At 61.4% G+C, this 24,356-nt stretch carries 28 protein-coding genes; 18 read left to right on the top strand and 10 right to left on the bottom strand.

What is annotated here, in order from left to right:
• The first annotated feature begins 112 nt into the window (after positions 1-112).
• The 3 genes from pyrR to DYL59_RS17520 are packed head-to-tail and all read left to right on the top strand — an operon-like array spanning position 113 to position 2,916.
• Positions 113-619 (top strand): bifunctional pyr operon transcriptional regulator/uracil phosphoribosyltransferase PyrR, encoded by a 507-nt coding sequence (gene pyrR / locus DYL59_RS17510; RefSeq protein WP_135290274.1) that lies wholly within the window; start codon positions 113-115, stop codon positions 617-619.
• Positions 620-643: 24 nt separating this feature from the next.
• Positions 644-1,648 carry an aspartate carbamoyltransferase catalytic subunit gene (locus DYL59_RS17515; protein WP_135290275.1) on the top strand — a complete coding sequence of 335 codons (1,005 nt, stop codon included), beginning with the start codon at positions 644-646 and terminating at the stop codon, positions 1,646-1,648.
• Complete coding sequence (locus tag DYL59_RS17520; protein ID WP_135290276.1) at positions 1,645-2,916, top strand: dihydroorotase; 1,272 nt, start codon at positions 1,645-1,647, stop codon at positions 2,914-2,916. Before DYL59_RS17515 ends, DYL59_RS17520 begins: the two co-directional genes overlap by 4 nt.
• Before the next feature lie 147 nt (positions 2,917-3,063).
• Here the strand turns inward: DYL59_RS17520 and DYL59_RS17525 are convergent, their stop codons facing one another.
• Positions 3,064-3,492, bottom strand: coding sequence for an NINE protein (locus DYL59_RS17525; RefSeq protein ID WP_135290277.1), 429 nt, complete (start codon positions 3,490-3,492; stop codon positions 3,064-3,066).
• Positions 3,493-3,742: 250 nt separating this feature from the next.
• Here DYL59_RS17525 and DYL59_RS17530 point away from each other — a divergent pair, with 250 nt between their 5' ends.
• The gene (locus tag DYL59_RS17530; RefSeq protein ID WP_135290278.1) at positions 3,743-4,384 is read left to right on the top strand and encodes a C40 family peptidase; all 642 of its coding nucleotides are present in this window, start codon (positions 3,743-3,745) and stop codon (positions 4,382-4,384) included.
• 135 nt (positions 4,385-4,519) lie between these two features.
• Here the strand turns inward: DYL59_RS17530 and DYL59_RS17535 are convergent, their stop codons facing one another.
• Positions 4,520-5,554: a type IV pilus twitching motility protein PilT gene (locus DYL59_RS17535; protein ID WP_135290279.1), complete on the bottom strand. Its 1,035-nt coding sequence runs from the start codon at positions 5,552-5,554 to the stop codon at positions 4,520-4,522.
• 57 nt (positions 5,555-5,611) lie between these two features.
• Here DYL59_RS17535 and DYL59_RS17540 point away from each other — a divergent pair, with 57 nt between their 5' ends.
• The 9 genes from DYL59_RS17540 (at position 5,612) to DYL59_RS17580 (ending at position 12,254) form a co-directional block, all read left to right on the top strand.
• Positions 5,612-6,298, top strand: coding sequence for a YggS family pyridoxal phosphate-dependent enzyme (locus DYL59_RS17540; RefSeq protein ID WP_135290280.1), 687 nt, complete (start codon positions 5,612-5,614; stop codon positions 6,296-6,298).
• 33 nt (positions 6,299-6,331) lie between these two features.
• The gene (gene proC, locus DYL59_RS17545) at positions 6,332-7,150 is read left to right on the top strand and encodes a pyrroline-5-carboxylate reductase (protein WP_135290281.1); all 819 of its coding nucleotides are present in this window, start codon (positions 6,332-6,334) and stop codon (positions 7,148-7,150) included.
• Positions 7,151-7,174: 24 nt separating this feature from the next.
• Positions 7,175-7,762, top strand: coding sequence for a YggT family protein (locus DYL59_RS17550; RefSeq protein ID WP_135290282.1), 588 nt, complete (start codon positions 7,175-7,177; stop codon positions 7,760-7,762).
• Between the two features lie 134 nt (positions 7,763-7,896).
• On the top strand, positions 7,897-9,036 hold the full coding sequence (gene metX / locus DYL59_RS17555; protein WP_135290283.1) for a homoserine O-succinyltransferase MetX: 1,140 nt from the start codon (positions 7,897-7,899) through the stop codon (positions 9,034-9,036).
• 7 nt (positions 9,037-9,043) lie between these two features.
• Entirely contained in the window at positions 9,044-9,664 is a 621-nt protein-coding gene (gene metW, locus DYL59_RS17560) for a methionine biosynthesis protein MetW (RefSeq protein ID WP_135290284.1), read from the top strand.
• 21 nt (positions 9,665-9,685) lie between these two features.
• Positions 9,686-10,120, top strand: coding sequence for a DUF4426 domain-containing protein (locus DYL59_RS17565; RefSeq protein WP_122488764.1), 435 nt, complete (start codon positions 9,686-9,688; stop codon positions 10,118-10,120).
• Positions 10,117-10,713 carry an RdgB/HAM1 family non-canonical purine NTP pyrophosphatase gene (gene rdgB, locus DYL59_RS17570; protein ID WP_135290285.1) on the top strand — a complete coding sequence of 199 codons (597 nt, stop codon included), beginning with the start codon at positions 10,117-10,119 and terminating at the stop codon, positions 10,711-10,713. Before DYL59_RS17565 ends, rdgB begins: the two co-directional genes overlap by 4 nt.
• A complete protein-coding gene (gene hemW, locus DYL59_RS17575; RefSeq protein ID WP_135290286.1) occupies positions 10,710-11,912 on the top strand; it encodes a radical SAM family heme chaperone HemW in 1,203 nt (400 codons plus the stop codon). The genes rdgB and hemW overlap by 4 nt, the downstream gene beginning before the upstream one ends.
• An 18-nt stretch (positions 11,913-11,930) precedes the next feature.
• Entirely contained in the window at positions 11,931-12,254 is a 324-nt protein-coding gene (locus DYL59_RS17580; protein ID WP_016972961.1) for a DUF3392 domain-containing protein, read from the top strand.
• A 139-nt stretch (positions 12,255-12,393) separates the two neighbouring features.
• Here the strand turns inward: DYL59_RS17580 and trmB are convergent, their stop codons facing one another.
• From trmB to DYL59_RS17600, 4 genes are all read right to left on the bottom strand, one after another.
• Entirely contained in the window at positions 12,394-13,119 is a 726-nt protein-coding gene (gene trmB / locus DYL59_RS17585) for a tRNA (guanosine(46)-N7)-methyltransferase TrmB (RefSeq protein ID WP_135290287.1), read from the bottom strand.
• Positions 13,120-13,128: 9 nt separating this feature from the next.
• Positions 13,129-13,923: a thiazole synthase gene (locus DYL59_RS17590; protein WP_015886353.1), complete on the bottom strand. Its 795-nt coding sequence runs from the start codon at positions 13,921-13,923 to the stop codon at positions 13,129-13,131.
• A 52-nt stretch (positions 13,924-13,975) separates the two neighbouring features.
• A complete protein-coding gene (gene thiS, locus DYL59_RS17595; RefSeq protein ID WP_015886354.1) occupies positions 13,976-14,176 on the bottom strand; it encodes a sulfur carrier protein ThiS in 201 nt (66 codons plus the stop codon).
• A 71-nt stretch (positions 14,177-14,247) separates the two neighbouring features.
• Positions 14,248-14,625, bottom strand: coding sequence for a DUF423 domain-containing protein (locus DYL59_RS17600; RefSeq protein WP_122488760.1), 378 nt, complete (start codon positions 14,623-14,625; stop codon positions 14,248-14,250).
• 74 nt (positions 14,626-14,699) lie between these two features.
• On the opposite strand from DYL59_RS17600, the gene mtgA reads away from it, so the two are divergent.
• Positions 14,700-15,422, top strand: coding sequence for a monofunctional biosynthetic peptidoglycan transglycosylase (gene mtgA / locus DYL59_RS17605; RefSeq protein ID WP_135290288.1), 723 nt, complete (start codon positions 14,700-14,702; stop codon positions 15,420-15,422).
• A gap of 146 nt (positions 15,423-15,568) precedes the next feature.
• On the opposite strand, the gene rpoH is transcribed toward mtgA, so the two are convergent.
• From rpoH to ftsY, 4 genes are all read right to left on the bottom strand, one after another.
• Positions 15,569-16,423 (bottom strand): RNA polymerase sigma factor RpoH, encoded by an 855-nt coding sequence (gene rpoH / locus DYL59_RS17610; RefSeq protein ID WP_016972967.1) that lies wholly within the window; start codon positions 16,421-16,423, stop codon positions 15,569-15,571.
• Between the two features lie 126 nt (positions 16,424-16,549).
• Entirely contained in the window at positions 16,550-17,575 is a 1,026-nt protein-coding gene (gene ftsX / locus DYL59_RS17615) for a permease-like cell division protein FtsX (RefSeq protein ID WP_135290289.1), read from the bottom strand.
• Positions 17,572-18,243, bottom strand: coding sequence for a cell division ATP-binding protein FtsE (ftsE, locus tag DYL59_RS17620; RefSeq protein WP_135290290.1), 672 nt, complete (start codon positions 18,241-18,243; stop codon positions 17,572-17,574). Before ftsE ends, ftsX begins: the two co-directional genes overlap by 4 nt.
• Positions 18,240-19,601: a signal recognition particle-docking protein FtsY gene (gene ftsY, locus DYL59_RS17625; protein WP_135290298.1), complete on the bottom strand. Its 1,362-nt coding sequence runs from the start codon at positions 19,599-19,601 to the stop codon at positions 18,240-18,242. The genes ftsE and ftsY overlap by 4 nt, the downstream gene beginning before the upstream one ends.
• 232 nt (positions 19,602-19,833) lie before the next feature.
• Here ftsY and DYL59_RS17630 point away from each other — a divergent pair, with 232 nt between their 5' ends.
• Genes DYL59_RS17630 through DYL59_RS17645 form a run of 4 tightly spaced genes read left to right on the top strand, consistent with a single transcriptional unit; the run spans position 19,834 to position 24,279 of the window.
• Entirely contained in the window at positions 19,834-21,189 is a 1,356-nt protein-coding gene (locus DYL59_RS17630) for a M16 family metallopeptidase (protein ID WP_135290291.1), read from the top strand.
• Positions 21,182-22,672 carry a M16 family metallopeptidase gene (locus DYL59_RS17635; RefSeq protein ID WP_135290292.1) on the top strand — a complete coding sequence of 497 codons (1,491 nt, stop codon included), beginning with the start codon at positions 21,182-21,184 and terminating at the stop codon, positions 22,670-22,672. Before DYL59_RS17630 ends, DYL59_RS17635 begins: the two co-directional genes overlap by 8 nt.
• Positions 22,672-23,280, top strand: coding sequence for a 16S rRNA (guanine(966)-N(2))-methyltransferase RsmD (rsmD, locus tag DYL59_RS17640; RefSeq protein WP_135290293.1), 609 nt, complete (start codon positions 22,672-22,674; stop codon positions 23,278-23,280). The genes DYL59_RS17635 and rsmD overlap by 1 nt, the downstream gene beginning before the upstream one ends.
• A gap of 15 nt (positions 23,281-23,295) precedes the next feature.
• A complete protein-coding gene (locus DYL59_RS17645) occupies positions 23,296-24,279 on the top strand; it encodes a hydrolase (protein ID WP_135290294.1) in 984 nt (327 codons plus the stop codon).
• Positions 24,280-24,356: the final 77 nt, after the last annotated feature.

Raw genomic sequence — 24,356 nt, forward strand, 5'->3', positions numbered from 1 at the left:
CGAGCTTGCTCGCGAAAAACACCAACGATAACGCGTGAACCCTGGATGAACGCGGCGCCTGCGAGTTTTTCGCGAGCAAGCTCGCTCCCACCTACCTACTCAAGGAGCCCCCATGAGCTTGCCGAACCCCGCCGAACTGATCAGCCAGATGGCCAAAAGCCTTACGGCCCATCTGCAACACCGCGCCATCAGCGAGCCGCGTTTTATCGGCATCCGCACCGGCGGTGTGTGGGTGGCCCAGGCGTTGCTGGAAGAACTGGGCAGCGACGCGCCCCTGGGCACGCTGGATGTGTCTTTCTACCGTGATGACTTCAGCCAGAACGGCCTGCACCCGCAAGTGCGCCCCTCGGCCCTGCCGTTCGAAATCGAAGGCCAGCACCTGGTGCTGATCGACGATGTATTGATGAGCGGTCGCACCATCCGCGCCGCCATGAACGAGTTGTTCGACTACGGCCGCCCGGCCAGTGTGACGCTGGTGTGCCTGCTGGACCTGGACGCCGGCGAACTGCCGATCAGCCCGGATGTGGTGGGTGCGACCCTGTCGCTGCAACCCCACCAGCGGGTAAAATTGTCCGGTCCAACGCCGCTCGAACTCGAACTGCAAGACCTCGCCCTTTAAACCGCCTTGTAAAGAGTCCCCGCGATGACGCCTCTAGATGCCAAGCGCCCGCTGCAGCTCAATGCTCAGGGTCAGTTGCAACACTTCTTGTCCCTCGACGGTTTGCCCCGCGAACTGCTCACCGAAATCCTCGACACCGCCGACTCCTTCCTCGAAGTCGGTGGCCGCGCGGTGAAGAAGGTCCCGCTGCTGCGCGGCAAGACCATCTGCAATGTGTTCTTCGAGAACTCCACCCGCACCCGCACCACCTTTGAACTGGCGGCCCAACGGCTGTCGGCCGATGTGATCACGCTGAACGTGTCCACCTCGTCGGCCAGCAAGGGCGAGACCCTGCTCGACACCCTGCGCAACCTGGAAGCCATGGCCGCCGACATGTTCGTGGTGCGCCACGGCGATTCCGGTGCCGCGCACTTCATCGCCGAGCATGTATGCCCCCAGGTGGCGATCATCAACGGCGGCGACGGCCGTCACGCCCACCCGACCCAGGGCATGCTCGACATGCTCACCATCCGTCGGCACAAGGGCAGCTTTGAAAACCTCTCGGTGGCCATCGTCGGCGACATCCTGCACTCGCGGGTCGCGCGCTCGAACATGCTGGCCCTCAAGGCCCTGGGCTGCCCGGATATCCGTGTGATCGCACCCAAAACCCTGCTGCCCATCGGCATCGAGCAATACGGCGTGAAGGTCTACACCGACATGGCCGAAGGCCTCAAGGATGTGGACGTGGTGATCATGCTGCGCCTGCAACGTGAGCGCATGGCCGGTGGCCTGCTGCCCAGCGAAGGCGAGTTCTACCGCCTGTTCGGCCTGACCACCGCACGCCTGGCCGGCGCCAAGCCGGATGCCATCGTGATGCACCCAGGCCCCATCAACCGCGGGGTGGAGATTGAGTCGGCAGTGGCCGATGGTGCGCAGTCGGTGATTTTGAACCAAGTGACCTACGGCATCGCCGTACGCATGGCCGTGCTGTCCATGGCCATGAGCGGGCAAACCGCGCAACGTCAATTCGAGCAGGAGAACGCCCAGTGAAGCTCAGCATCCTCGGCGCCCGCGTCATCGATCCAGCCAGCGGCTTGGACCAAGTTACCGACCTGCACCTGGAAGCCGGCAAGATCATCGCCATCGGCGCCGCTCCAGCCGGTTTCAGCGCAATTGAAAGCATCGACGCCAAAGGCCTGGTAGCCGCCCCTGGCCTGGTAGACCTGAACGTCGCCCTGCGCGAGCCGGGCTACAGCCGCAAGGGCACCATCACCAGCGAAACCCGCGCCGCCGCCGCCGGTGGCGTGACCAGCCTGTGCTGCCCGCCACATACCAAGCCGATCCTCGACACCTCGGCGGTGACCGAACTGATCCTCGACCGTGCCCGCGAAGCCGGCAATTGCAAAGTGTTCCCCATCGGCGCCCTGAGCAAAGGCCTGGAAGGCGAACAACTCGCCGAACTGATCGCCCTGCGTGACGCCGGTTGCGTGGCCTTCGGCAACGGCCTGGAAAGCTTTCGCAGCACCCGCACGCTGCTGCGCGCCCTGGAATACGCGGCCACGTTCGACCTGACGGTGATCTTCAATTCCCAGGACCGCGACCTCGCCGAAGGTGGCCTGGCCCATGAAGGCGCCGTGGCCAGCTTCCTCGGCCTGCCGGGCATTCCGGAAACCGCCGAAACCGTGGCCCTGGCCCGTGACCTGCTGCTGGTGGAACAAAGCGGCGTGCGTGCGCACTTCAGCCAGTTGACCAGTGCACGCGGTGTAGCCCTGATCGCCCAGGCCCAGGCCCGTGGCCTGCCGGTAACGGCGGATGTGGCGCTGTATCAGCTGATACTGACGGATGAGGCGCTGATCGACTTTTCCAGCCTGTACCACGTACAGCCGCCCCTGCGCACCCGTGCCGACCGTGATGGTTTGCGTGCGGCGGTCAAATCCGGCGTGGTGTCGGCGATTTCCAGCCACCACCAACCCCACGAGCGGGATGCCAAACTGGCGCCGTTTGGCGCGACAGAGCCGGGTATCAGCAGCGTTGAGCTGTTGCTGCCATTGGCGATGACTTTGGTAGAGGATGGCTTGCTCGACCTGCCGACCTTGCTGGCACGCCTGAGTGCGGGACCTGCCGAAGCCCTGCGCCTGCCAGCGGGTAAGTTGGCGGTGGGTGGGCCTGCGGACCTGGTGCTGTTCGATGTGGGCAGCTCGACCGTGGCCGGTGAGCACTGGCTGTCCAAGGGTGAAAACTGCCCGTTCATCGGCCATAGCCTACCGGCGGCGGTGCGTTACACGGTGGTCGACGGACGAATCACCTACCAGGCCTGATAACCCACCTATTTAAAGTGGGCACAAAAAAATGTGGGAGGGGGCTTGCTCCCGATAGCGGTGGATCAGCCAACTTATCTGTAGCTGACCCACTGCTATCGGGAGCAAGCCCCCTCCCACATTTAGTCCATTGTATGGTCGAGAGATTCAGCGCCCGCCATTACGCTCAGCATTACGAATCGAAATCTGCGTATTCAACGTCCAGAAGTCATACAGCACCCCCACCAGGAACAACCCCCCGGTCACCAAGTAGATCAGGCCGGTGATCCACTTGCCCTGATACATACGGTGCACGCCGAACACGCCAAGAAACGCCAGCAGTACCCAAGCGATGTTGTACTCGATGGGCCCGGCGGTAAATCGCAGGTCGGCTTCACGGTCCATGGCTGGGATCAGGAACAGGTCGATCAGCCAGCCGATACCCAAAAGGCCGAAGGTAAAAAACCAGATCGTGCCGGTGACAGGCTTACCGTAATAAAAGCGATGCGCCCCAGTAAAACCGAAAATCCAGAGCAGGTAGCCGATCACCTTGCTGTGGGTGTCTTGCTGGGAGTAATCCTGTCGATAGGTGTTCATCGCGTACCTCTTTTGTCTCGATAGATAAATTTTTTCATTTTCTTTGTGACTTTTTTACGGGCGCCCGACGTACGGCAAATGGTATCTTCCCTGCCCTGAAAGCCTTATGCCACCTGACTTGTGTAGGACAATTGCGGCGTTTCGTCGCGTTTTTCCTGATTTTGACGTCAAGGTTCAGTCGACAAACGGCCTGAGAACGACACAAAAAGCTGTTATAAAGTTGCGCGCAAACACTTAAGAGCCACGCCTAATGCGACCATTTTTCAAGACATGGCTAACCATTTGCCTATTAATGCCACTGGCCGCCCACGCCACCAATCGTGAGCAACGACTTCCAAACGTCAACGGTTTCACCCCTAAAGTCCACAGCACGCCAAGCACCGCCAAGGCGACCAAGCTGACCGTCAACCGCCCGACTCAACTGAGCAAGGCCCACAACGGCAAAGCCGTTTCTGGTCTGGCTGGCGTCGACACCAAGCAAAGCAGCAACGTCCTCAGCCGCGCCGTCAACGTGCTCGGTACTCCTTATCGTTGGGGCGGCAGTAGCCCAAGTAAAGGGTTTGATTGCAGCGGCTTGGTGAAATATGCGTTCAACGACGTGGCCGCAGTGGATTTGCCGCGTACGTCCAACGCCATGGCTGCAGGCCACGGGCAGAAGGTTGACCGCAAGGACTTGAAGCCGGGTGACCTGTTGTTCTTCAAGCTCAAGAGCCGCCAGGTGAACCACGTTGCTATCTACCTGGGCAACGACCGGTTTATCCATGCACCGCGTCGCGGCAAGTCGGTAAGCATCGACACGCTGAAAAAGCCGTTCTGGAACAAGAACTACGTGATTGCCAAGCGCGTGTTGCCTAAAGAGCAGAACAGCAATCTGCGGGTCGTCCAGCGCTAATCCCAAGCTGGACACAGTACCAATGTGGGAGGGGGCTTGCTCCCGATAGCGGTGAGTCAGCTACAGATAAGCTGTCTGACAGACTGCAATCGGGAGCAAGCCCCCTCCCACATTTGATTGCAGTGTTCTTGAGAGTTATATATCCCCCGGCACCCTCGCCTTCTCCCGCGCCTCTTCCCGGCTCACCACGCCCTCGCTCACCAACCCCTTCAAACTCATATCCAACGTCTTCATCCCCAACGCCCCGCCCGTCTGAATCGCCGAAACCATCTGCGCCACCTTGTCCTCGCGAATCAAATTCCGAATGGCGGGCGTGCCCAGCATGATCTCGTGCGCCGCCACGCGCCCACCGCCGAGCTTCTTGACCAAAACCTGGGACACCACCGCCTGCAGCGACTCCGACAACATCGAGCGGACCATGCTTTTTTCCCCCGCCGCAAACACGTCCACCAGCCTGTCCACGGTCTTGGCCGCCGAACTGGTGTGCAGGGTGCCAAACACCAGGTGCCCGGTCTCAGCGGCCGTCAGGGCCAGGCGGATGGTTTCCAGGTCGCGCAACTCGCCCACCAGGATCACATCCGGGTCTTGGCGCAGCGCTGAACGCAAGGCGGTGGAAAAACCCTGGGTATCGCGATGCACCTGGCGTTGGTTGATCAGCGCCATCTTGGGCGTGTGGATAAATTCGATGGGGTCTTCCAGGGTAAGGATGTGCTGGCGGCGATGCTGGTTGAGGTAATCGATCATCGCCGCCAGGGTGGTGGACTTGCCTGAACCGGTAGGCCCGGTGACCAGCACCAGGCCTTGGGGCAACTGGGCGATGCGTTTGAACACCTCCCCCAGCCCGAGGCCGTCCAGGCTTTGCACCTCGCGGGGAATGGCACGAAACACCGCCCCCATGCCGCGATCCTGTTGGAACACGTTGGCCCGGAACCGCGCCACGCCCGGCAACTCGAACGCAAAGTCTGTTTCGAGAGATGTTTCGAAATCCTTTTGCTGGTATTGGTTCAGTAAAGGGCTGAGCAAATCCTTCACTTGGGGCGGCGACAGTACCGGCCAATCCAAAGGCCAGACCTCGCCATCCACCCGCAGCATCGGCGCCAGGCCTGCCGACAGATGCAGGTCGCAGGCGCCACGGCGCACGCACACAGTGAGCAGTTCAGTGATATCCATAGGGCTTTCCATTTCCAGTAGAATGCCGCGGACTCCATATCCACGGGCGCATCTTGAATGTCGACGATAGCAGACAACATCGGCCTGGTTAGCCAGCGCATCCGCGCCGCGGCCGAAGCCGTGCAGCGCGACGCAAACAGCATCCACCTGCTGGCCGTGAGCAAGACCAAACCTGCGCAAGCCGTGCGCGAAGCCTATGCCGCCGGTATGCAGGATTTTGGCGAGAACTATCTCCAGGAAGCCCTGGGCAAACAGGCCGAATTAACCGACCTGCCCTTGAGTTGGCACTTCATCGGCCCCATTCAATCGAACAAGACGCGCGCTATCGCCGAGAACTTCGCTTGGGTGCATTCCGTGGACCGCCTCAAAATTGCACAACGCCTGTCCGAACAACGCCCGGCCGACCTGCCCCCGCTCAATATCTGTATCCAGGTCAACGTCAGTGGCGAAGCCAGCAAGTCCGGCTGTACGCCCGCCGACCTGCCGGCCCTGGCCAACGCCATCAGCGCCCTGCCGCGCTTGAAGCTGCGTGGCCTGATGGCAATCCCCGAGCCGACCGAAGACCGCGCCGCGCAAGATGCCGCGTTTGCCACGGTACGTGAGCTGCAAGCCAGCCTGAACCTGGCGCTGGACACACTTTCCATGGGCATGAGCCACGACCTTGAGTCGGCCATCGCCCAAGGCGCCACCTGGGTGCGGATCGGTACCGCCTTGTTTGGCGCCCGCGACTACGGCCAGCCCTGAATTGGCTGACTTTTCACTGAATAAGGACCTGTCATGAGCAACACGCGTATTGCCTTTATCGGCGCCGGTAACATGGCGGCCAGCCTGATCGGTGGCCTGCGGGCCAAGGGCCTGGACGCCGCGCAGATCCGCGCCAGCGACCCAGGTGCCGACACCCGTACCCGTGTCAGCACCGAGCACGGCATCGAAACCTTTGCCGACAACGCCGAGGCCATCCAGGGTGTGGATGTGATCGTGCTGGCGGTAAAACCCCAGGCCATGAAGACCGTGTGCGAAAGCCTGCGCCCAAGCTTGCAACCGCACCAGCTTGTGGTATCCATCGCCGCCGGTATCCCATGCGCAAGCATGACCCACTGGCTTGGCGCTCAACCTATCGTGCGTTGCATGCCCAACACCCCCTCTCTGCTGCGCAAGGGTGTGAGCGGCCTGTATGCAACGTCTGAAGTCAGCGCCGCCCAGCGTGAGCAGGCTCAGGAACTACTGTCCGCCGTGGGCATCGCCCTGTGGCTGGAGCAGGAGCAGCAACTGGATGCAGTCACCGCTGTATCTGGCAGTGGCCCGGCGTATTTCTTCCTGCTGATTGAGGCCATGACCGCCGCAGGCGTGAAGCTGGGCCTGTCTCAGGACGTCGCCGAGCAACTGGCCGAACAAACCGCCCTGGGCGCCGCGCATATGGCGGTGTCGAGCGAAGTGGATGCTGCCGAGCTGCGCCGCCGCGTGACCTCGCCGGGCGGTACCACGCAAGCCGCCATCGAATCGTTCCAGGCCGGGGGCTTTGAAGCCCTGGTGGAGAAAGCACTGGGTGCCGCAGCACACCGTTCGGCCGAGATGGCCGAGCAACTGGGCAAATAACCGTCCCTTATTCAGGAATCAAACATGCTCGGAATCAATGACGCGCTTATTTTCATCATCCAGACCTTGGGCAGCCTTTACCTGCTGATCGTGCTGATGCGTTTTATCCTGCAACTGGTGCGGGCGAACTTCTACAACCCGCTGTGCCAATTCGTGGTCAAGGCGACCCAACCCTTGCTCAAGCCATTGCGCCGGGTCATCCCTAGCCTGTTCGGCCTGGACATGTCGTCACTGGTGCTGGCACTGCTGCTGCAGATCCTGCTGTTTGTGGTGGTCCTGACGCTCAACGGCTACCAGGCCTTCACCGTCCTGCTGCTGCCATGGGCGCTGATCGGTATCTTCTCGCTGTTTTTGAAGATCATTTTCTGGTCGATGATCATCAGCGTGATCCTGTCGTGGGTCGCACCGGGCAGCCGCAGCCCTGGCGCTGAGCTGGTCTACCAGATTACCGAGCCGGTGCTGGCGCCGTTCCGCCGGTTGATCCCTAACCTGGGCGGCCTGGATATTTCGCCGATCTTTGCGTTCATCGCGATTCAGTTGGTGCAAAGCTGGGTGATTCCGCGGTTGGCGTTTTACGCGTTCATGCCTAAAGAACTGTTCGGCCTGATCTGATTCACCGCAGTAAAAATGTGGGAGGGGGCTTGCCCCCTCCCACATTATGTATCTGCTCGCTGAAGCAGGGGTTTGCTTGCCGCTTAAGGCCCCGCTCTTTAGACTTACGCCTCATTTAAACGAGAGCAGGGTCGATGCCAGCTGCCTTTCCCCCCGATTCTGTTGGACTGGTCGTGCCCCAAGTGGCGCACTTCAGCGAACCGCTGGCCTTGGCCTGCGGCCGTTCGCTGCCTGCCTATGACCTGATTTACGAAACCTACGGCCAACTGAACGCCACGGCGACCAACGCCGTGCTGATCTGCCATGCCCTGTCCGGCCATCATCATGCGGCCGGTTTTCACTCTGCCGACGATCGCAAACCCGGCTGGTGGGACAGTTGCATCGGCCCCGGCAAACCCATCGACACCAACAAGTTCTTTGTGGTCAGCCTCAACAACCTGGGCGGCTGCAACGGCTCCACCGGCCCCAGCAGCGTCAACCCGGAAACCGGCAAGCCGTTCGGTGCCGACTTCCCGGTACTCACCGTGGAAGACTGGGTGCACAGCCAGGCACGTCTTGCCGACCTGCTGGGCGTCAACCAGTGGGCCGCCGTGATCGGTGGCAGCCTGGGCGGCATGCAGGCGCTGCAATGGACCATCACCTACCCCGAGCGTGTGCGCCATTGCCTGGCAATCGCTTCGGCGCCCAAGCTGTCGGCGCAGAACATCGCCTTCAACGAAGTGGCGCGCCAGGCCATCCTCACCGACCCCGAGTTCCACGGCGGTTCGTTCCAGGAAGCCGGTGTGATTCCCAAGCGCGGCCTGATGCTGGCGCGGATGGTGGGGCACATCACCTACCTGTCCGATGACTCCATGGGCGAAAAATTCGGCCGTGGCCTCAAGAGCGAGAAGCTCAACTACGACTTCCACAGCGTCGAGTTCCAGGTCGAAAGCTACCTGCGTTATCAGGGCGAGGAGTTTTCCGGGCGTTTCGACGCCAACACCTACCTGCTGATGACCAAGGCCCTGGATTACTTCGACCCGGCGGCCAACCACGACGACGACTTGGCAAAAACCTTCGAAGGCGCCAAGGCCAAGTTCTGCGTGATGTCGTTCACCACCGACTGGCGTTTCTCGCCGGCCCGCTCCCGTGAGCTGGTGGATGCACTGATGGCCGCACGCAAAGACGTCTGCTACCTGGAGATCGACGCTCCGCAAGGCCACGATGCCTTCCTGATCCCGATCCCGCGCTACTTGCAGGCGTTCAGCAACTACATGAATCGAATTACTTTGTGAGAACGCCATGAGAGCCGACCTGGACATCATCCAAGAATGGATCCCCGCCGGCAGCCGCGTGCTCGACCTGGGCTGCGGCGATGGCGAACTGCTGAGCTGGCTGCGCGACCACAAGCAAGTCACTGGCTACGGCCTGGAAAACGACCCGGACAACATCGCCCAGTGCGTGGCCAAGGGCATCAACGTGATCGAGCAGGACCTGGACAAGGGCCTGGGCAACTTTGCCAGCAACAGCTTCGATATCGTGGTGATGACCCAGGCCCTGCAGGCCGTGCACTACCCGGACCGCATCCTCGACGAAATGCTGCGGGTGGGCCGCCAGTGCATCATCACCTTCCCCAACTTCGGTCACTGGCGCTGCCGCTGGTACCTGGCCACCAAGGGCCGCATGCCGGTGTCGGACTTCCTGCCGTACACCTGGTACAACACGCCGAACATCCACTTCTGCACCTTCGAAGACTTCGAAGCCTTGTGTGGCGAGCGTGAAGCCAAGGTGATCAACCGCCTTGCCGTCGATCAACAGCACCGCCACGGCTGGGCGAGTAAACTATGGCCCAATCTGTTGGGCGAAATCGGTATTTACCGGGTCAGCAGTCCTGGCCTGACCGACCACAAAATTGCCGTCTAATCATCTTCAAGAGGCACGATCATGAGTCGTTTGGCTATTTTTCTACTGACTGCCTGCCTGGGCGCAAGCGCCATGGCCGCAGACACTATCGACGCTAATCGCAAGAAAGACTTCGGCGACATCACCGTTCACTACAACACCTTCACCTCCAGCTTCCTGCAACCGGAAACCGCCCAGGCCGTCGGCGTGGTACGCAGCAAGAACAAGGGTTTGATCAACGTGACCGTGATCAAGGGCGTTACCCCGGTGGCAGCACAGGTGACCGGCACCATCAAGGACCTGGGCGGCAAGAGTGAGGTGCTGACCTTCAAGCAGATCAACGAGAAAGGCGGGATCAACTACCTCGCGCCGTACTCTGTCACCCAGCGTGAGTACAAGACTTTTATCATCAACGTTGAAACCGGCGGCAAAGCCCATAGCTTCCAATTCAACCAAGAACTGTTCCCGGCCGAATGATGAACCTTACCCAACTCGTACTGGCCAGCCATAACGCCGGCAAACTCAAAGAACTGCAGGCGATGCTCGGCAACGCCGTGCAACTGCGCTCCATCGGCGAGTTCAGCCAGGTGGAGCCGGAAGAGACCGGCCTGTCGTTCGTCGAAAACGCCATTCTCAAGGCGCGCAACGCAGCACGTATCTCGGGCCTGCCGGCGCTGGCGGACGACTCGGGCCTGGCGGTGGATTATCTGGGCGGTGCTCCTGGCATCTATTCGGCCCGTTATGCCGACGGCAAGGGCGATGCGGCCAACAACGCCAAGCTGCTCGAAGCCCTCAAGGACGTGCCCGATTCAGAACGCGGCGCGCAGTTCGTTTGCGTGCTGGCCCTGGTGCGCCACGCCGACGACCCGCTGCCCATCCTGTGCGAAGGCCTGTGGCACGGGCGCATCCTGCATGCGGCCAGCGGCGAACATGGCTTTGGCTACGACCCGCTGTTCTGGGTGCCGGAGCGCAATGTCTCCAGCGCCGAGCTGAGCCCGGCCGACAAGAACCAGATCAGCCACCGCGCCCGCGCAATGGATTTGCTGCGCCAACGCTTGAGCCTGAAATGACCCAAAACACCTCTGCGCAGCCGCTGATCCACGGCGGCGCGCAAACGCCACGGGCGGCGCTGCCGTTGCTGCCGCCCCTGGCGCTGTACATCCACATCCCGTGGTGTGTGCGCAAATGCCCGTATTGCGACTTCAACTCCCACACCGCCAGCAAGGTGCTGCCGGAAGAAGAGTATGTGGACGCCCTGCTGGCCGACCTCGATCAAGACCTGCACGCTGTCTACGGCCGTGAACTGAGCTCGATCTTTTTCGGTGGTGGTACGCCGAGCCTGTTCAGCGCCGCTGCGCTGGGCCGCTTGCTCAAGGGCGTGGAAGCACGTATCCCGTTTGCCAGCGATATCGAGATCACCCTGGAAGCCAACCCCGGCACCTTCGAGCAAGAAAAGTTCGTGGCGTACCGCAAGCTGGGGATCAATCGCCTGTCCATCGGCATCCAGAGTTTCCAGCAGGAAAAACTTGAAGCCCTGGGGCGTATCCACAACGGCGATGAAGCCGTGCGTGCGGCCGGCATGGCGCGTCAGGCCGGGTTCGATAATTTCAACCTGGATCTGATGCATGGTTTACCCAACCAGTCGTTGGACGATGCCCTGGGCGACCTGCGCCAAGCTATCGCACTCAAACCCACGCACTTGTCCTGGTACCAACTGACCCTGGAACCCAACACCGTGTTCTGGAACCAGCCGCCTGCGCTGCCAGAAGACGACACCCTGTGGGACATCCAGGAAGCCGGCCAGGCACTGCTGGCCGAACACGGTTACGCGCAGTACGAAGTGTCGGCCTATGCCCAACCCGGCCGCCCGGCGCGGCATAACCTGAATTACTGGAGCTTTGGCGACTTTATCGGTATTGGCGCCGGTGCCCACGGCAAGCTCAGCCACCCGGACGGGCGTATCGTGCGCACCTGGAAGACCCGCGCGCCGAAGGACTACCTCAACCCAGCCAAAAGCTTCCAGGCCGGTGCGAAAGAACTGACCAACGAGGAACTCCCATTCGAGTTCCTGATGAACGCGTTGCGCCTTACCGAGGGCGTTGAGGCCAAGCTGTACGCCGAACGCACCGGCCTCGACCTGGCAAGCCTGGACGAAGGCCGTAAGGACGCAGAACAAAGTGGCTTAATGCAGGTCGAACCGTCACGCCTGGCGGCGACCGACCGTGGGCAACTCTTTCTCAATGACCTGTTGCAGAAGTTTTTGAGCTGATCGCTCTAAGGAAATCGAATGGATTTGGTACTCGACCTGCTCGCCACCGTATCCCGCTGGAGCCGCAGCAACCTGTCGGAAATCTCCCTGGCCCTGGTGGGCTGTTTGCTGGTGCTGTTTGGCGCCGATATCAAGGGCTGGGTCGAAGCCCGCCTGGGCAGCATTGCCGGGGCGCTGCGGGTGCCACTGATGGCGTTGGTGTGCATGATCGGCAGCGGTGCCGCGTTGATCTATGCCACGCCGTGGATTGTGCGAGGGTTGAGCCAGTTCAATAACTACAGCCTGGCGCCGGTGTTGGTGGTGGTGCTGGTACTGATTGGCGTAGTCGCAGACCGCCGCTGATGCCAGAACAACATAGATCAAATGTGGGAGGGGGCTTGCTCCCGATTGCAGTGTGTCAGCAAACAAATGTTTAACTGACCCGCCGCTATCGGGAGCAAGCCCCCTCCCACATTTGATTGCATTTCAAGCCAGTGGCGGGTTAAGCCAGCTTCTCGAACTTCAAATCCCACACACCATGCCCGAGTCGCTCACCGCGACGTTCGAACTTGGTGATCGGCCGCTCAGCCGGGCGCGGCACGCATTTGCCGTCTTCGGCGATGTTGCGATAGCCAGGGGCGACGTTCATCACTTCCAGCATGTATTCGGCATACGGTTCCCAGTCAGTGGCCATGTGCAGAATGCCGCCCACTTTCAGCTTGCTGCGTACCAGCTCTGCGAAGGAAGCCTGGACGATGCGGCGCTTGTGGTGACGGGCTTTGTGCCATGGGTCCGGGAAGAACAGCATCAGGCGGTCGAGGCTGTTGTCGGCGATGCAGCGGTTGAGCACTTCGATCGCGTCGCAGTCATACACTCGCAGGTTGGTCAGGCCTTGGGTCAGCACGCCATTGAGCAGCGCGCCCACGCCAGGGCGGTGAACTTCAACGCCGATAAAGTCCTGCTCTGGCGCGGCAGCGGCCATTTCCAGCAGGGAGTGGCCCATGCCAAAGCCGATCTCCAGGGAGCGCGGTGCCGAGCGGCCGAACACCTGGTCGTAGTCCACCGGCGCATCGGCCAGGGGCAACACGAACAGCGGCGTACCTTGTTCCAGGCCTTTTTGCTGGCCTTCGGTCATGCGACCGGCGCGCATCACAAAACTCTTGATGCGGCGGTGCTTGGACTCGTCGCCTTCTTCCAGGGTGCTAGGCGTTTCGTTTGATTCAGTCATCAATGGCTCTTACTTGATCAGACCATCCAGCGGCGAGGAGGCGCTGGCGTAGAGTTTTTTCGGCATGCGCCCGGCGAGGTAGGCCAAACGGCCCGCGACGATGGCGTGGTTCATGGCTTCGGCCATCATGATTGGTTGCTGGGCATGGGCGATGGCCGAGTTCATCAGCACCGCATCGCAGCCCAGCTCCATGGCGATGGTTGCGTCGGAGGCCGTGCCCACGCCCGCATCCACCAGCACCGGGATCTTGGCTTCTTCGAGGATGATCTGCAGGTTGTACGGGTTGCAGATACCCAGGCCCGAACCGATCAGACCGGCCAGCGGCATCACGGCGATGCAGCCGATCTCGGCCAGTTGGCGGGCGATGATCGGGTCATCGCTGGTGTAGACCATCACGTCAAAGCCTTCCTTGACCAAGGTTTCTGCGGCCTTGAGGGTTTCGATCACGTTGGGGAACAGGGTTTTCTGGTCGGCCAGCACTTCGAGCTTCACCAGGTTGTGACCGTCGAGCAGCTCACGGGCCAGGCGGCAGGTGCGCACGGCTTCAATGGCGTCGTAGCAACCGGCGGTGTTGGGCAGGAAGGTGTAGCGATCCGGCGACAGCACTTCGAGCAGGTTCGGCTCGCCTTCGATCTGGCCCAGGTTGGTGCGGCGCACGGCGAAGGTGACGATCTCGGCGCCCGAGGCCTCGATGGCCAGGCGGGTTTCTTCCATGTCGCGGTACTTGCCGGTGCCGACCAGCAGACGGGACTGGTAGGTACGACCGGCCAGGACGAAGGGCTTGTCGCTACGAACGATGCTCATGGGAAATCCTCGAAATGGGGTGAGGTTCTGCAGAATTCAGGAAGCTGCGCGACTAGCCGCCGCCAATGGCGTGGACCACTTCGACCTGGTCACCTTCGGTGAGCGCGGTTTCGGCGTGCAGGCTACGCGGGACGATATCCAGGTTGAGTTCCACTGCGACGCGGCGCCCGGTCAAGTCCAGACGGGTCAGCAGGGCCGCAACGGTTTCACCGTCGGGCAGTTCAAAGGATTCGCCGTTCAACTGAATGCGCATGCCACGGGCCGCCATCGTTTTTAGGGGTCGGCATTCTAGCCCGATCCCGGTTGCTGACCCAAGTCCCTCGGTCAGATCACCTGCAAGCGCCACGCCGCCAACCCCAGGAAGAACCAGCCCAGCAGGAACGCCAACCCGCCAAACGGCGTGATGATGCCCAGCTTGCTGATGCCGGTCATGGTCAGCACATACAGGCTGCCGGAGAACAACAGGATACCGACGACAAAAGAGATGCCAGCCCATGTGACCACACGGCCCGGCAGGTGCGCCGCCAGCAAGGCCACGCCGAACAAGGCCAGGGCATGCACCAGTTGGTAGGTCACACCGGTGTGGAAAATCGCCAGGTATTCGGCGCTCAGGCGGTTTTTCAGGCCGTGGGCGGCGAAGGCGCCGAGGGCAACACCGGTGAAGCCGAAAAAGGCAGCCAGCATCAGAAAGCTACGCAGCATAAGGAACTCCAGTCAGACTCGGGGGGCAGGGTCTGTATAATGGCCCGCTCAACGGGTTCGGCCAAGCCATCTCTATGCTGCGTCTCCTCTTCAAACGCTTTCTCAACGTCGTGAAATGGTTTGCCATCGCCAGTGTGCTGTTGGTGCTGCTGTTTCGTGTCGTCCCGCCGCCTTTCACTGCGCTGATGGTGGAACGCAAGGTCGAATCCTGGTTCGACGGCGAGCCCATTGACCTGCAGCGCACGTGGGTGCCGTGGGACGAAATCTCCGATGACCTGAAAGTGGCGGTGATGGCCGGTGAAGACCAGCGCTTCCCCCAGCATTGGGGCTTTGATTTTGGCGCTATCCAGGCGGCAATCCTGCACAACGAGCGCGGTGGTTCGATTCGCGGCGCCAGTACGCTGAGCCAGCAGGTGTCGAAGAACCTGTTCCTGTGGGCCGGCCGTAGCTATCTGCGCAAAGGGCTGGAGGCCTGGTTTACCGGGCTGATCGAAATACTGTGGCCCAAGCAGCGGATTCTTGAGGTGTACCTCAACAGCGTGGAATGGGATGAAGGGGTGTTTGGCGCAGAAGCGGCGGCGCGGCATCACTTTGGGGTGAGTGCCAAGGGGCTTTCGCGTCAGCAGGCCAGTTATTTGGCTGCGGTGTTGCCCAATCCCAGGGTTTGGAGCGCCAGTCATCCAACCGCCTATGTGGCACGGCGCGCTGCGTGGATTCGCCAGCAGATGAGTCAACTGGGCGGTGATGGCTATCTGGTCGAACTCAACAACACCCGCAAGGCCCCCTGGTCCGACTGACACAACACAGAAAAAATGTGGGAGGGGCGGTGCGACGATTCGACTTGCTCCCGATAGCGGTGGACCAGTCACTTTCATGCTGACCGAAACTCTGCTATCGGGAGCAAGCCCCCTCCCACATTTTTGACCCAGTGTTGCCAGCTGGGTTAGGCCGCGATCGACAGTTTCAGCTTGTTCATCGCGCTTTTCTCAAGCTGACGAATCCGCTCGGCCGACACGTTGTACTTCTGCGCCAGGTCGTGCAGCGTGGCTTTGTCTTCCGCCAGCCAGCGCTGGTAGAGGATGTCACGGCTGCGGTCGTCCAGCACTTCCAGCGCTTCATGCAGGTTGTGGTTGGAGTTGTCGCTCCAGTCCGCATCCTCCAGTTGACGCGCCGGGTCGTACCGGTGGTCTTCCAGGTAGTTGGCCGGCGATTGGAAGGCGCTGTCGTCGTCCGCTTCGGCGGCCGGGTCGAAGGCCATGTCATGACCGGTCAGGCGGCTTTCCATTTCGCGCACTTCACGGGGCTCCACGCCGAGGCTTTCGGCCACGCGGTGGACTTCCTCGTTGTTCAGCCACGCCAGGCGTTTTTTCTGGCTGCGCAGGTTGAAGAACAGCTTGCGCTGGGCCTTGGTGGTCGCCACTTTCACGATGCGCCAGTTGCGCAGGATGAACTCGTGGATTTCCGCCTTGATCCAGTGCACCGCAAACGACACAAGACGCACACCCATCTCAGGGTTGAAGCGTTTCACAGCCTTCATCAGGCCGACGTTGCCTTCCTGGATCAGGTCAGCCTGCGCCAGGCCGTAGCCGCTATAGCTACGGGCGATATGTACAACAAAACGCAGGTGGGCGAGCACCATCTGCCGAGCCGCCCCCAAATCCTGCTCATAATAGAGACTCTCGGCCAGTTCACGCTCCTGCTCGGGCGTCAGCAATGGAATGCTGTTGACCGTGTGCACATACGCCTCCAGGTTTGCACCTGGGACCAGAGCATAAGCAGGTTGCAAAGAAGTGGTCATACGAAACCTCCGACTTACATAACTCGTGCAGTTCAGCACTGCGAAAATTGACCGGAAACCGTAGGACAAGTTCCCTAAACCACTGATACGGTCAATACAAACGAAACCACATTAATCTGACATTAACTACTTCGGTGCCAACTCACGTAAATGACGAGCGACCGCAATCCACGCACCGATATACCCCAACAATACCGCGCCAAGCAAGAGACTCAGACCATCGGCTACCGGCACGCCCGCCAGGGCGAAATCACTGCCGTACAACCCGGCCAGCCCGATTACCGCGTCGTTCAGCCAGTCCAGGCCAAACGCCAGCACGCCCCAGGACAAAATCCCGGCACCAAAGCCATAAAGCGCGCCCATGTACAGAAAAGGACGACGCACATAGCTGTCTGTGCCGCCGACCAGTTTAATCACTTCTATCTCGGTGCGACGGTTTTCAATATGAAGACGAATGGTATTACCTATCACCAAAAGTAATGCAGACACCAACAGCACCGTCAAACCGAACACAAAGCGATCACCCAGCTTGAGGATCGCCGCCAGGCGCTCTACCCAGACTAGATCAAGCTGCGCCTGTTGCACCTTGGGCATCTCTGCGAGTTTTTGTCGCAGCGCTTCCAGGGCAGGCTTGTCGACTTCATTGGGCGTCACCAGCACCACGCCCGGCAGCGGGTTCTGCGGCAGCTCCTTGAGCGCCTCGCCCAGGCCGGATTGTTGCTGGAACTCTTCCAGGGCCTGGTCGCGGCTGATGTACTCGGCATCGGCCACTCCCGGCAGGTTCTTGATGTCATCGCGCAGGGACTCACCGTCCTTGGCGCTGGCATCAATGTTCAGGTACAGGGAAATCTGCGCCGCACGCTGCCAGGAGCCGCCCAGGCGTTCCACATTATTGAGCAGCAGCGACAAGCCCATGGGCAGGCTCAAGGCCACGGCCATGACCAGACAGGTGAAAAAGCTGCCAATCGGCTGTTTGCCCAGGCGACGCAGGCTGTCCAGCAGGCTGGCGCGGTGGCTTTCGATCCAGGCGCGCAGCAAGGTGCTGAAGTCCGGGCCATCATCGTCATGATCGTGCTTTTTCTTCGGCGGTTGCGGGTCGGCGGCTTTGGGCGCCACGCGTTCAGAGACTTTAGGGCTGCGTGTGGCACTCATACGCCGGCCTCCCCGTCACCAATCAGGCGGCCGCGTTGCAGGGTCAGCATGCGGTGGCGCATGCGTGCGATCAGTGCCAGGTCGTGGCTGGCGATCAATACGCTGGTACCCAAACGGTTGATGTCTTCGAACACCCCCATGATCTCGGCCGCCAAGCGCGGGTCGAGGTTACCGGTGGGTTCGTCCGCCAGCAGCAAGGCCGGGCGATGCACAATGGCGCGGGCAATGCCGACGCGCTGTTGCTGGCCGGTGGACAGGTCGCCGGGATACAGATCGGTTTTATCCGACAGCGCCACGCGCTCCAGGGCCGAATCCACGCGCTTGACGATCTCGGCCTTGGACAGCCCGAGGATCTGCAACGGCAGGGCAACGTTGTTGAACACAGTACGATCAAACAGCAGCTGGTGATTCTGGAACACCACGCCGATCTGGCGGCGCAGATAGGGAATCTGCGCATTGCTGATGGTGGCCAGGTCCTGGCCTGCCAACAGCAGTTTGCCGGTGGTGGGGCGCTCCATGGCCAGCAGCAGGCGCAACAGGGTGCTTTTACCTGCGCCAGAATGGCCGGTTACAAACAAGAATTCGCCGCGACGCACTCGAAAGCTCAGCTCATGCAAGCCCACATGCCCGTTGGCATAGCGTTTACCGACCTGTTCGAATCGAATCATGAACGCTCCCGCTCGGCGAAAAGTGCTTCTACAAAGGGTTCGGCTTCAAAGGTGCGCAGATCGTCGATGCCTTCACCCACGCCGATATACCGAATCGGCAACCCGAACTGTTTGGCCAGGGCAAAGATCACGCCGCCCTTGGCCGTGCCGTCGAGCTTAGTCAATGCCAGGCCAGTCAGTTGGACCGTCTGGTTGAATTGCTTGGCCTGGCTGATGGCGTTCTGACCGGTGCCGGCGTCGAGCACCAGCAGCACTTCATGCGGGGCGTCTGCGTCGAGCTTGCCGATCACGCGGCGCACTTTTTTCAGTTCTTCCATCAAGTTGTCTTTGGTGTGCAGGCGACCGGCGGTATCGGCGATCAGCACGTCGATGTTGCGGGCCTTGGCAGCTTGCACGGCGTCAAAAATCACCGAAGCGGAATCTGCGCCGGTGTGCTGGGCGATCACCGGGATCTTGTTGCGCTCGCCCCACACTTGCAGTTGCTCCACTGCAGCGGCACGGAAGGTGTCACCGGCAGCCAGCATGACTTTCTTGCCTTCGGACTGCAGCTTCTTGGCCAGTTTGCCAATGGTGGTGGTCTTGCCGGCGCCGTTGACGCCCACCACCAGGATCACGAACGGCTTGTTCGGGGTGATCACCAGCGGTGCTTCCACCGGTTTGAGCATGGCGGCCAACTCGGCCTGCAGGGACTTGTAAAGAGCATCGGCGTCGGTCAGCTGCTTGCGCGCGACCTTCTGGGTGAGGCTCTGGATGATCACGGCGGTGGCTTCGACACCCACGTCGGCGGTGAGCAGGCGGGTTTCGATGTCTTCGAGCAGTTCGTCATCGATGACCTTTTTGCCCAGGAACAGGCTGGCCATGCCTTCGCCGATGCTGGCGCTGGTCTTGCTCAGGCCCTGTTTGAGGCGGGCGAAGAAGCCGGTCTTGCTGGTTTCGACAGCCGCAACGACGGGAACAGGCTCGACAGCCGCAGGCGCAGCCACTTCAACCACGGCCGGAATCGGCGGCGCGACATGCTCGGCCTGTACATCTTCGACCAGCGCCACGGGCTCTTCGGCCACCGGCAGTTCAGGCCACGGTTTGTGTTCGGGCTCAGGTTCTGGCTCTGGCACAACCTCGGCGACCGGCTGCAACACCGGCTCGGCCATCGGCAACACCACCGGCGCTGGCGCAACCGGTTCGGCTTCTACTATAGGTTCAGGCGCTACAGGCTCAGGAATAGGTGCAGGAATCGGCTCATCCTGAACCTGTGGCTGTTCCTCGACGGTTTCCTGCGGCTTTTTGCGCAGCCATCCGAACAGGCCTTTCTTCTCGCCAGCCGGGGCTGGGGTCTTCTTGTCGTCGTTGGAACCAAACATGGAGACGGCTATCTCAAGGTAGCGACGCGCCATCAGGCGCGTCGGTAAATAAAATTCGATGCGTAACAGACTGTTTTTTAGCCAGCTCGTTCATGCGCAACATTTTGTAAGGCCTAAATCGGGCCTTAACAGGGCAGCCGCAGTGGCCGTCCCTAAGTCGGATCAGTATCCTAGCACCTCCTCGCCCGCCGACGCTAAGACCAAGCGGGCAGCCCAACAGGTTTAAAAACGAATGAATGCTCTAGCCCGCCACGCCGCAGGCCTGCTGTTCAGCACAGTTTGTCTGCCTCTTTCAGCCCTGGCTGCCGACCCACAACCCACCCATGAATTCACCCTCGACAACGGCCTGAAGGTGGTCGTGCGCGAAGACCATCGCGCGCCGGTGGTGGTTTCCCAGGTTTGGTACAAGGTGGGTTCGAGCTACGAAACCCCAGGCCAGACCGGTTTGTCCCACGCCCTGGAGCACATGATGTTCAAGGGCAGCGCCAAGGTCGGCCCAGGCGAAGCCTCGCTGATCCTGCGCGACCTGGGCGCCGAAGAAAACGCCTTCACCAGCGACGACTACACCGCCTACTACCAGGTGCTGGCCCGCGACCGCCTGGGCGTGGCGTTCGAGCTGGAAGCCGATCGCATGGCCAGCCTGCGCCTGCCGGCCGATGAGTTCAGCCGCGAAATCGAGGTAATCAAGGAAGAGCGCCGCCTGCGCACCGACGATAACCCGATGTCCAAGGCCTACGAGCGCTTCAAGGCCATGGCCTTCCCGGCCAGCGGCTACCACACGCCGACCATCGGCTGGATGGCCGACCTTGACCGCATGAAGGTCGAGGAACTTCGCCACTGGTACCAGTCCTGGTACGTGCCCAACAACGCCACCCTGGTGGTAGTGGGCGACGTGACGCCGGACGAGGTCAAGACCCTGGCCCAACGCTACTTTGGCCCTATCGCCAAGCGTGACGTACCGCCGGCCAAGATCCCGATGGAACTGGCCGAGCCCGGTGAACGCCTGCTGACCATGCGCGTACAGACCCAACTGCCCAGCGTGATCCTGGGTTTCAACGTACCCGGCCTGGCCACCGCCGAAGACAAACGCTCGGTCCAGGCCCTGCGCCTGATCTCGGCCCTGCTGGACGGCGGCTACAGTGCACGCATCTCCGAGCAACTGGAGCGCGGTGAGGAATTGGTTTCCGCCGCCTCCACCAACTACGACGCCTACACCCGTGGCGATACCTTGTTCACCCTCTCGGCCACGCCCAACCAGCAGAAGAAAAAGACCATTGCCCAAGCCGAAGCCGGCCTGTGGCGCCTGCTGGACGAACTCAAGGCCAAGCCACCGACCGCCGCTGAACTGGAACGCATCCGCGCCCAGGTCATTGCCGGCCTGGTCTACCAGCGTGACTCCATCACCAGCCAAGCCACGGCCATTGGCTCGCTGGAAACGGTGGGCCTGTCCTGGAAGCTGATGGACACCGAACTTGCCGACCTGCAAAGCGTGACCCCGGAAGATATCCAAAAGGCCGCGCGCACCTATTTCACCCGCGAACGTCTCAGCGTCGCCCATGTTCTGCCTCAGGAGACCGCTCATGAGTGATCGCAAAAGCAGCCGCCTGATCTTTCCCGGCCTGGTGGTCGTTACCCTGATCGCTGCCAGCGCCGTGTACTTCCTGCGCCCGAGCGAATCGGTCGCCAGCCCGGCGCTGGAAAAAGCCCAATCGGCCAACAAACTGCAGTCGTTGGCTGAGCTGGATGGCAAAGCGCCAACTAACCGCAAGCTCGACGTGCAAACCTGGACCACCGCCGAAGGCGCCAAGGTGCTGTTCGTCGAAGCCCATGAGCTGCCGATGTTCGACATGCGCATCCTGTTCGCCGCCGGCAGCAGCCAGGACGGCGACGTACCGGGCCTGGCGCTGATGACCAACGCCATGCTCAACGAGGGTGTGCCGGGCAAGGACGTAAGCCAGATCGCCCGTGACTTCGAGGGTTTGGGTGCAGACTTTGGCAATGGCGCCTACCGCGACATGGCGCTGGTGTCCTTGCGCAGCCTGAGCGACAGCGACAAACGCGACGCCGCCCTCAAGTTGTTTGACGAGGTCATCGGCAAGCCCACCTTCCCCGCCGACTCCCTGGCGCGGATCAAGAACCAGATCCTCGCCGGTTTCGAATACCAGAAGCAGAACCCGGCCAAGCTGGCCAGCCTTGAACTGTTCAAGCGCCTCTACGGCGACCACCCCTACGCGCACCCGAGCGAGGGCACGCCGCAGAGTGTTCCGAAGATTTCCCTGGCGCAGTTGCAGGCGTTCCACGCCAAGGCTTACGCAGCGGGTAACGCCGTGATTGCGGTGGTGGGCGACCTCACCCGCGCCGAGGCCGAAGCCATGACCGCCAAAGTCTCGGCCTCGCTGCCCAAAGGCCCGGCCCTGGCGAAAATCGCCCAGCCGACCGAGCCCAAGGCTGGCCTGAGCCATATCGAGTTTCCGTCCAAGCAGACGCACTTGCTGTTCGCCCAACTGGGCATTGACCGTGCCGACCCGGACTACGCAGCCTTGTCCCTGGGCAACCAGATCCTCGGCGGCGGTGGCTTTGGCACCCGCCTGATGAGCGAAGTGCGCGAAAAACGCGGCCTGACCTACGGCGTGTACTCCGGTTTCTCGCCGATGCAGGTACGCGGCCCGTTCATGATCAACCTGCAGACCCGCGCCGAAATGAGCGGCGGCACCCTGCGCCTGGTGGAAGACGTGGTCGCCGACTACCTCAAGACCGGCCCAACGCAAAAAGAACTGGATGACGCCAAGCGCGAGCTGGCCGGCAGCTTCCCGCTGTCCACCGCGAGCAACGCCGATATCGTCGGGCAACTGGGTGCGATGGGTTTCTACAACCTGCCGCTAAGCTATCTTGAGGATTTCATGAAACAATCCCAGGCCCTGACCGTAGAGCAGGTCAAGGCTGCAATGAACAAACACTTGAGCGCCGACAAGATGGTCATCGTGACCGCCGGCCCGACGACTGCGCAAAAGCCACTACCGCCCCCCACTGATAAACCCGCCGAGCAGCCGCTCGGGGTTCCGGAGCATTAATGGCCAGTTCATCTCGCCCGAAAAAACCTGTCCACAACGTGCATAACGGTGTGGGCCAACTGCGCATCATTGGCGGTGAATGGGGCAGCCGCAAGCTGAGCTTCCCCGACGTGGTAGGCCTGCGCCCCACGCCGGACCGCGTGCGCGAAACCCTGTTCAACTGGCTGGCGCCGTACATCGGCGGCGCCAAGGTGCTGGACCCGTTCGCGGGGAGCGGCGCCTTGTTCCTGGAGGCGCTGTCCCGTGGCGCCGCCCAGGCTCAGGCGCTGGATGCGAGCAATGTGGCGGTTTCCAGCCTCAAGGAGCACCTGGGCACCCTGCGCTGCACCAACGGTCAGGTACAAACCGCCGATGCCCTGCGCTACCTGGAAACCCAGCCGGCCAGCGAATACGACGTGGTATTCCTCGACCCGCCGTTCAACCAGAACCTGCTGCCCACCGTGTGTACGCTGCTGGAAGAGCGCCAGTGGCTGGCGCCGGACGCGTGGATCTACACTGAAAGCGAGACCGCGCCGTCCACCCTGGGCCTGCCGGGCTCATGGCGCCTGCACCGGGAGCAGAAGTCAGGGCGGGTGTATTACGCGTTGTGGCAACGCAGCGCCGCTTAACCTGTAGTGAGCTTGATGACCCCCTTCAAACCCGCGTTCGGCCTCGGCAACCCCCACCTGCAAACCCTGTGGGGGCCGCTGTGGCGCCCCACTACCCATATCGAGCGCCAACGCGAACGCCTGTGGCTTGAAGACGGCGACTTCCTCGACCTCGACTGGCACGGCCCCCATGACGCGAAAGCGCCATTGGTGCTGGTGCTGCACGGGCTGACCGGCTCGTCCAACTCGCCCTACGTGGCCGGGCTGCAAAAGGCCCTGGCGGCTCAAGGCTGGGCCAGCGCAGCGCTGAACTGGCGCGGCTGCTCCGGCGAACCCAACCTGTTGGCACGCAGTTATCACTCCGGCGCCAGTGAAGACCTGGCGGCGGCGATTGCCCATCTGCGCACAAAGCGGCCGTTGGCGCCGCTGTATGCGGTGGGGTATTCGCTGGGGGGCAATGTGTTGCTCAAGCACTTGGGCGAAACGGGTGAAGCTTCAGGGCTACAGGGCGCTGCGGCGGTGTCGGTGCCGTTTCGTCTGGATCAATGCGCGGACCGCATTGGCCTGGGCTTCTCGCGGGTGTATCAGAAGCACTTCATGCGTGAAATGCTGGCGTATATCCGCGTCAAACAAAGCCGCTTTGTGCAGGATGGCCGGGCTGACGGGCTCAAGACCCTTGAGGCCCTTGGCTCGCTGGAAAAGATGCGCACCTTCTGGGATTTTGACGGGCGGGTGACGGCGCCGCTGCATGGCTTCTTGAGTGCCGAAGACTATTATCGCCGCGCGTCGAGTCGGTATTACTTGGGTGAGATTCGTACGCCGACGCTGATTATTCACGCCGCCGATGACCCGTTTGTATTCGCTCACAGCTTGCCTGAGGCTAGCGAATTGTCGGCGTGCACTGAGTTCGAGCTGACGACGAAAGGCGGGCACGTGGGGTTTGTGGATGGATCACTCAAGCATCCAACTTACTACCTCGAACGCCGCATCCCCCAATGGCTACTGAAACAACACGTTTAAGAAATGTGGGAGCGGGCTTGCTCGCGAATGCAGAGTGTCAGTCGATACATGTGTGACTGACCCACCGCCTTCGCGAG

Source organism: Pseudomonas kairouanensis, assembly GCF_004682055.1.
In the GTDB taxonomy this organism is placed as follows: Bacteria; Pseudomonadota; Gammaproteobacteria; order Pseudomonadales; family Pseudomonadaceae; genus Aquipseudomonas; species Aquipseudomonas kairouanensis.

What these genes read in the sequence shown, in the direction of transcription:
- ftsY (WP_135290298.1), bottom strand. Translation starts at nt 19,601, where the DNA reads ATGTTTGGTTCCAACGACGACAAGAAGACCCCAGCCCCGGCTGGCGAG.
- DYL59_RS17550 (WP_135290282.1), top strand. Translation starts at nt 7,175, where the DNA reads ATGCTCGGAATCAATGACGCGCTTATTTTCATCATCCAGACCTTGGGC.
- metW (WP_135290284.1), top strand. Translation starts at nt 9,044, where the DNA reads ATGAGAGCCGACCTGGACATCATCCAAGAATGGATCCCCGCCGGCAGC.
- DYL59_RS17635 (WP_135290292.1), top strand. Translation starts at nt 21,182, where the DNA reads ATGAGTGATCGCAAAAGCAGCCGCCTGATCTTTCCCGGCCTGGTGGTC.
- DYL59_RS17530 (WP_135290278.1), top strand. Translation starts at nt 3,743, where the DNA reads ATGCGACCATTTTTCAAGACATGGCTAACCATTTGCCTATTAATGCCA.
- pyrR (WP_135290274.1), top strand. Translation starts at nt 113, where the DNA reads ATGAGCTTGCCGAACCCCGCCGAACTGATCAGCCAGATGGCCAAAAGC.
- proC (WP_135290281.1), top strand. Translation starts at nt 6,332, where the DNA reads ATGAGCAACACGCGTATTGCCTTTATCGGCGCCGGTAACATGGCGGCC.
- DYL59_RS17630 (WP_135290291.1), top strand. Translation starts at nt 19,834, where the DNA reads ATGAATGCTCTAGCCCGCCACGCCGCAGGCCTGCTGTTCAGCACAGTT.
- rdgB (WP_135290285.1), top strand. Translation starts at nt 10,117, where the DNA reads ATGATGAACCTTACCCAACTCGTACTGGCCAGCCATAACGCCGGCAAA.
- trmB (WP_135290287.1), bottom strand. Translation starts at nt 13,119, where the DNA reads ATGACTGAATCAAACGAAACGCCTAGCACCCTGGAAGAAGGCGACGAG.
- DYL59_RS17565 (WP_122488764.1), top strand. Translation starts at nt 9,686, where the DNA reads ATGAGTCGTTTGGCTATTTTTCTACTGACTGCCTGCCTGGGCGCAAGC.
- hemW (WP_135290286.1), top strand. Translation starts at nt 10,710, where the DNA reads ATGACCCAAAACACCTCTGCGCAGCCGCTGATCCACGGCGGCGCGCAA.
- rsmD (WP_135290293.1), top strand. Translation starts at nt 22,672, where the DNA reads ATGGCCAGTTCATCTCGCCCGAAAAAACCTGTCCACAACGTGCATAAC.
- thiS (WP_015886354.1), bottom strand. Translation starts at nt 14,176, where the DNA reads ATGCGCATTCAGTTGAACGGCGAATCCTTTGAACTGCCCGACGGTGAA.
- DYL59_RS17525 (WP_135290277.1), bottom strand. Translation starts at nt 3,492, where the DNA reads ATGAACACCTATCGACAGGATTACTCCCAGCAAGACACCCACAGCAAG.
- metX (WP_135290283.1), top strand. Translation starts at nt 7,897, where the DNA reads ATGCCAGCTGCCTTTCCCCCCGATTCTGTTGGACTGGTCGTGCCCCAA.
- DYL59_RS17645 (WP_135290294.1), top strand. Translation starts at nt 23,296, where the DNA reads ATGACCCCCTTCAAACCCGCGTTCGGCCTCGGCAACCCCCACCTGCAA.
- DYL59_RS17515 (WP_135290275.1), top strand. Translation starts at nt 644, where the DNA reads ATGACGCCTCTAGATGCCAAGCGCCCGCTGCAGCTCAATGCTCAGGGT.
- DYL59_RS17590 (WP_015886353.1), bottom strand. Translation starts at nt 13,923, where the DNA reads ATGAGCATCGTTCGTAGCGACAAGCCCTTCGTCCTGGCCGGTCGTACC.
- DYL59_RS17535 (WP_135290279.1), bottom strand. Translation starts at nt 5,554, where the DNA reads ATGGATATCACTGAACTGCTCACTGTGTGCGTGCGCCGTGGCGCCTGC.
- DYL59_RS17600 (WP_122488760.1), bottom strand. Translation starts at nt 14,625, where the DNA reads ATGCTGCGTAGCTTTCTGATGCTGGCTGCCTTTTTCGGCTTCACCGGT.
- ftsX (WP_135290289.1), bottom strand. Translation starts at nt 17,575, where the DNA reads ATGAGTGCCACACGCAGCCCTAAAGTCTCTGAACGCGTGGCGCCCAAA.
- mtgA (WP_135290288.1), top strand. Translation starts at nt 14,700, where the DNA reads ATGCTGCGTCTCCTCTTCAAACGCTTTCTCAACGTCGTGAAATGGTTT.
- rpoH (WP_016972967.1), bottom strand. Translation starts at nt 16,423, where the DNA reads ATGACCACTTCTTTGCAACCTGCTTATGCTCTGGTCCCAGGTGCAAAC.
- DYL59_RS17540 (WP_135290280.1), top strand. Translation starts at nt 5,612, where the DNA reads ATGTCGACGATAGCAGACAACATCGGCCTGGTTAGCCAGCGCATCCGC.
- DYL59_RS17580 (WP_016972961.1), top strand. Translation starts at nt 11,931, where the DNA reads ATGGATTTGGTACTCGACCTGCTCGCCACCGTATCCCGCTGGAGCCGC.
- ftsE (WP_135290290.1), bottom strand. Translation starts at nt 18,243, where the DNA reads ATGATTCGATTCGAACAGGTCGGTAAACGCTATGCCAACGGGCATGTG.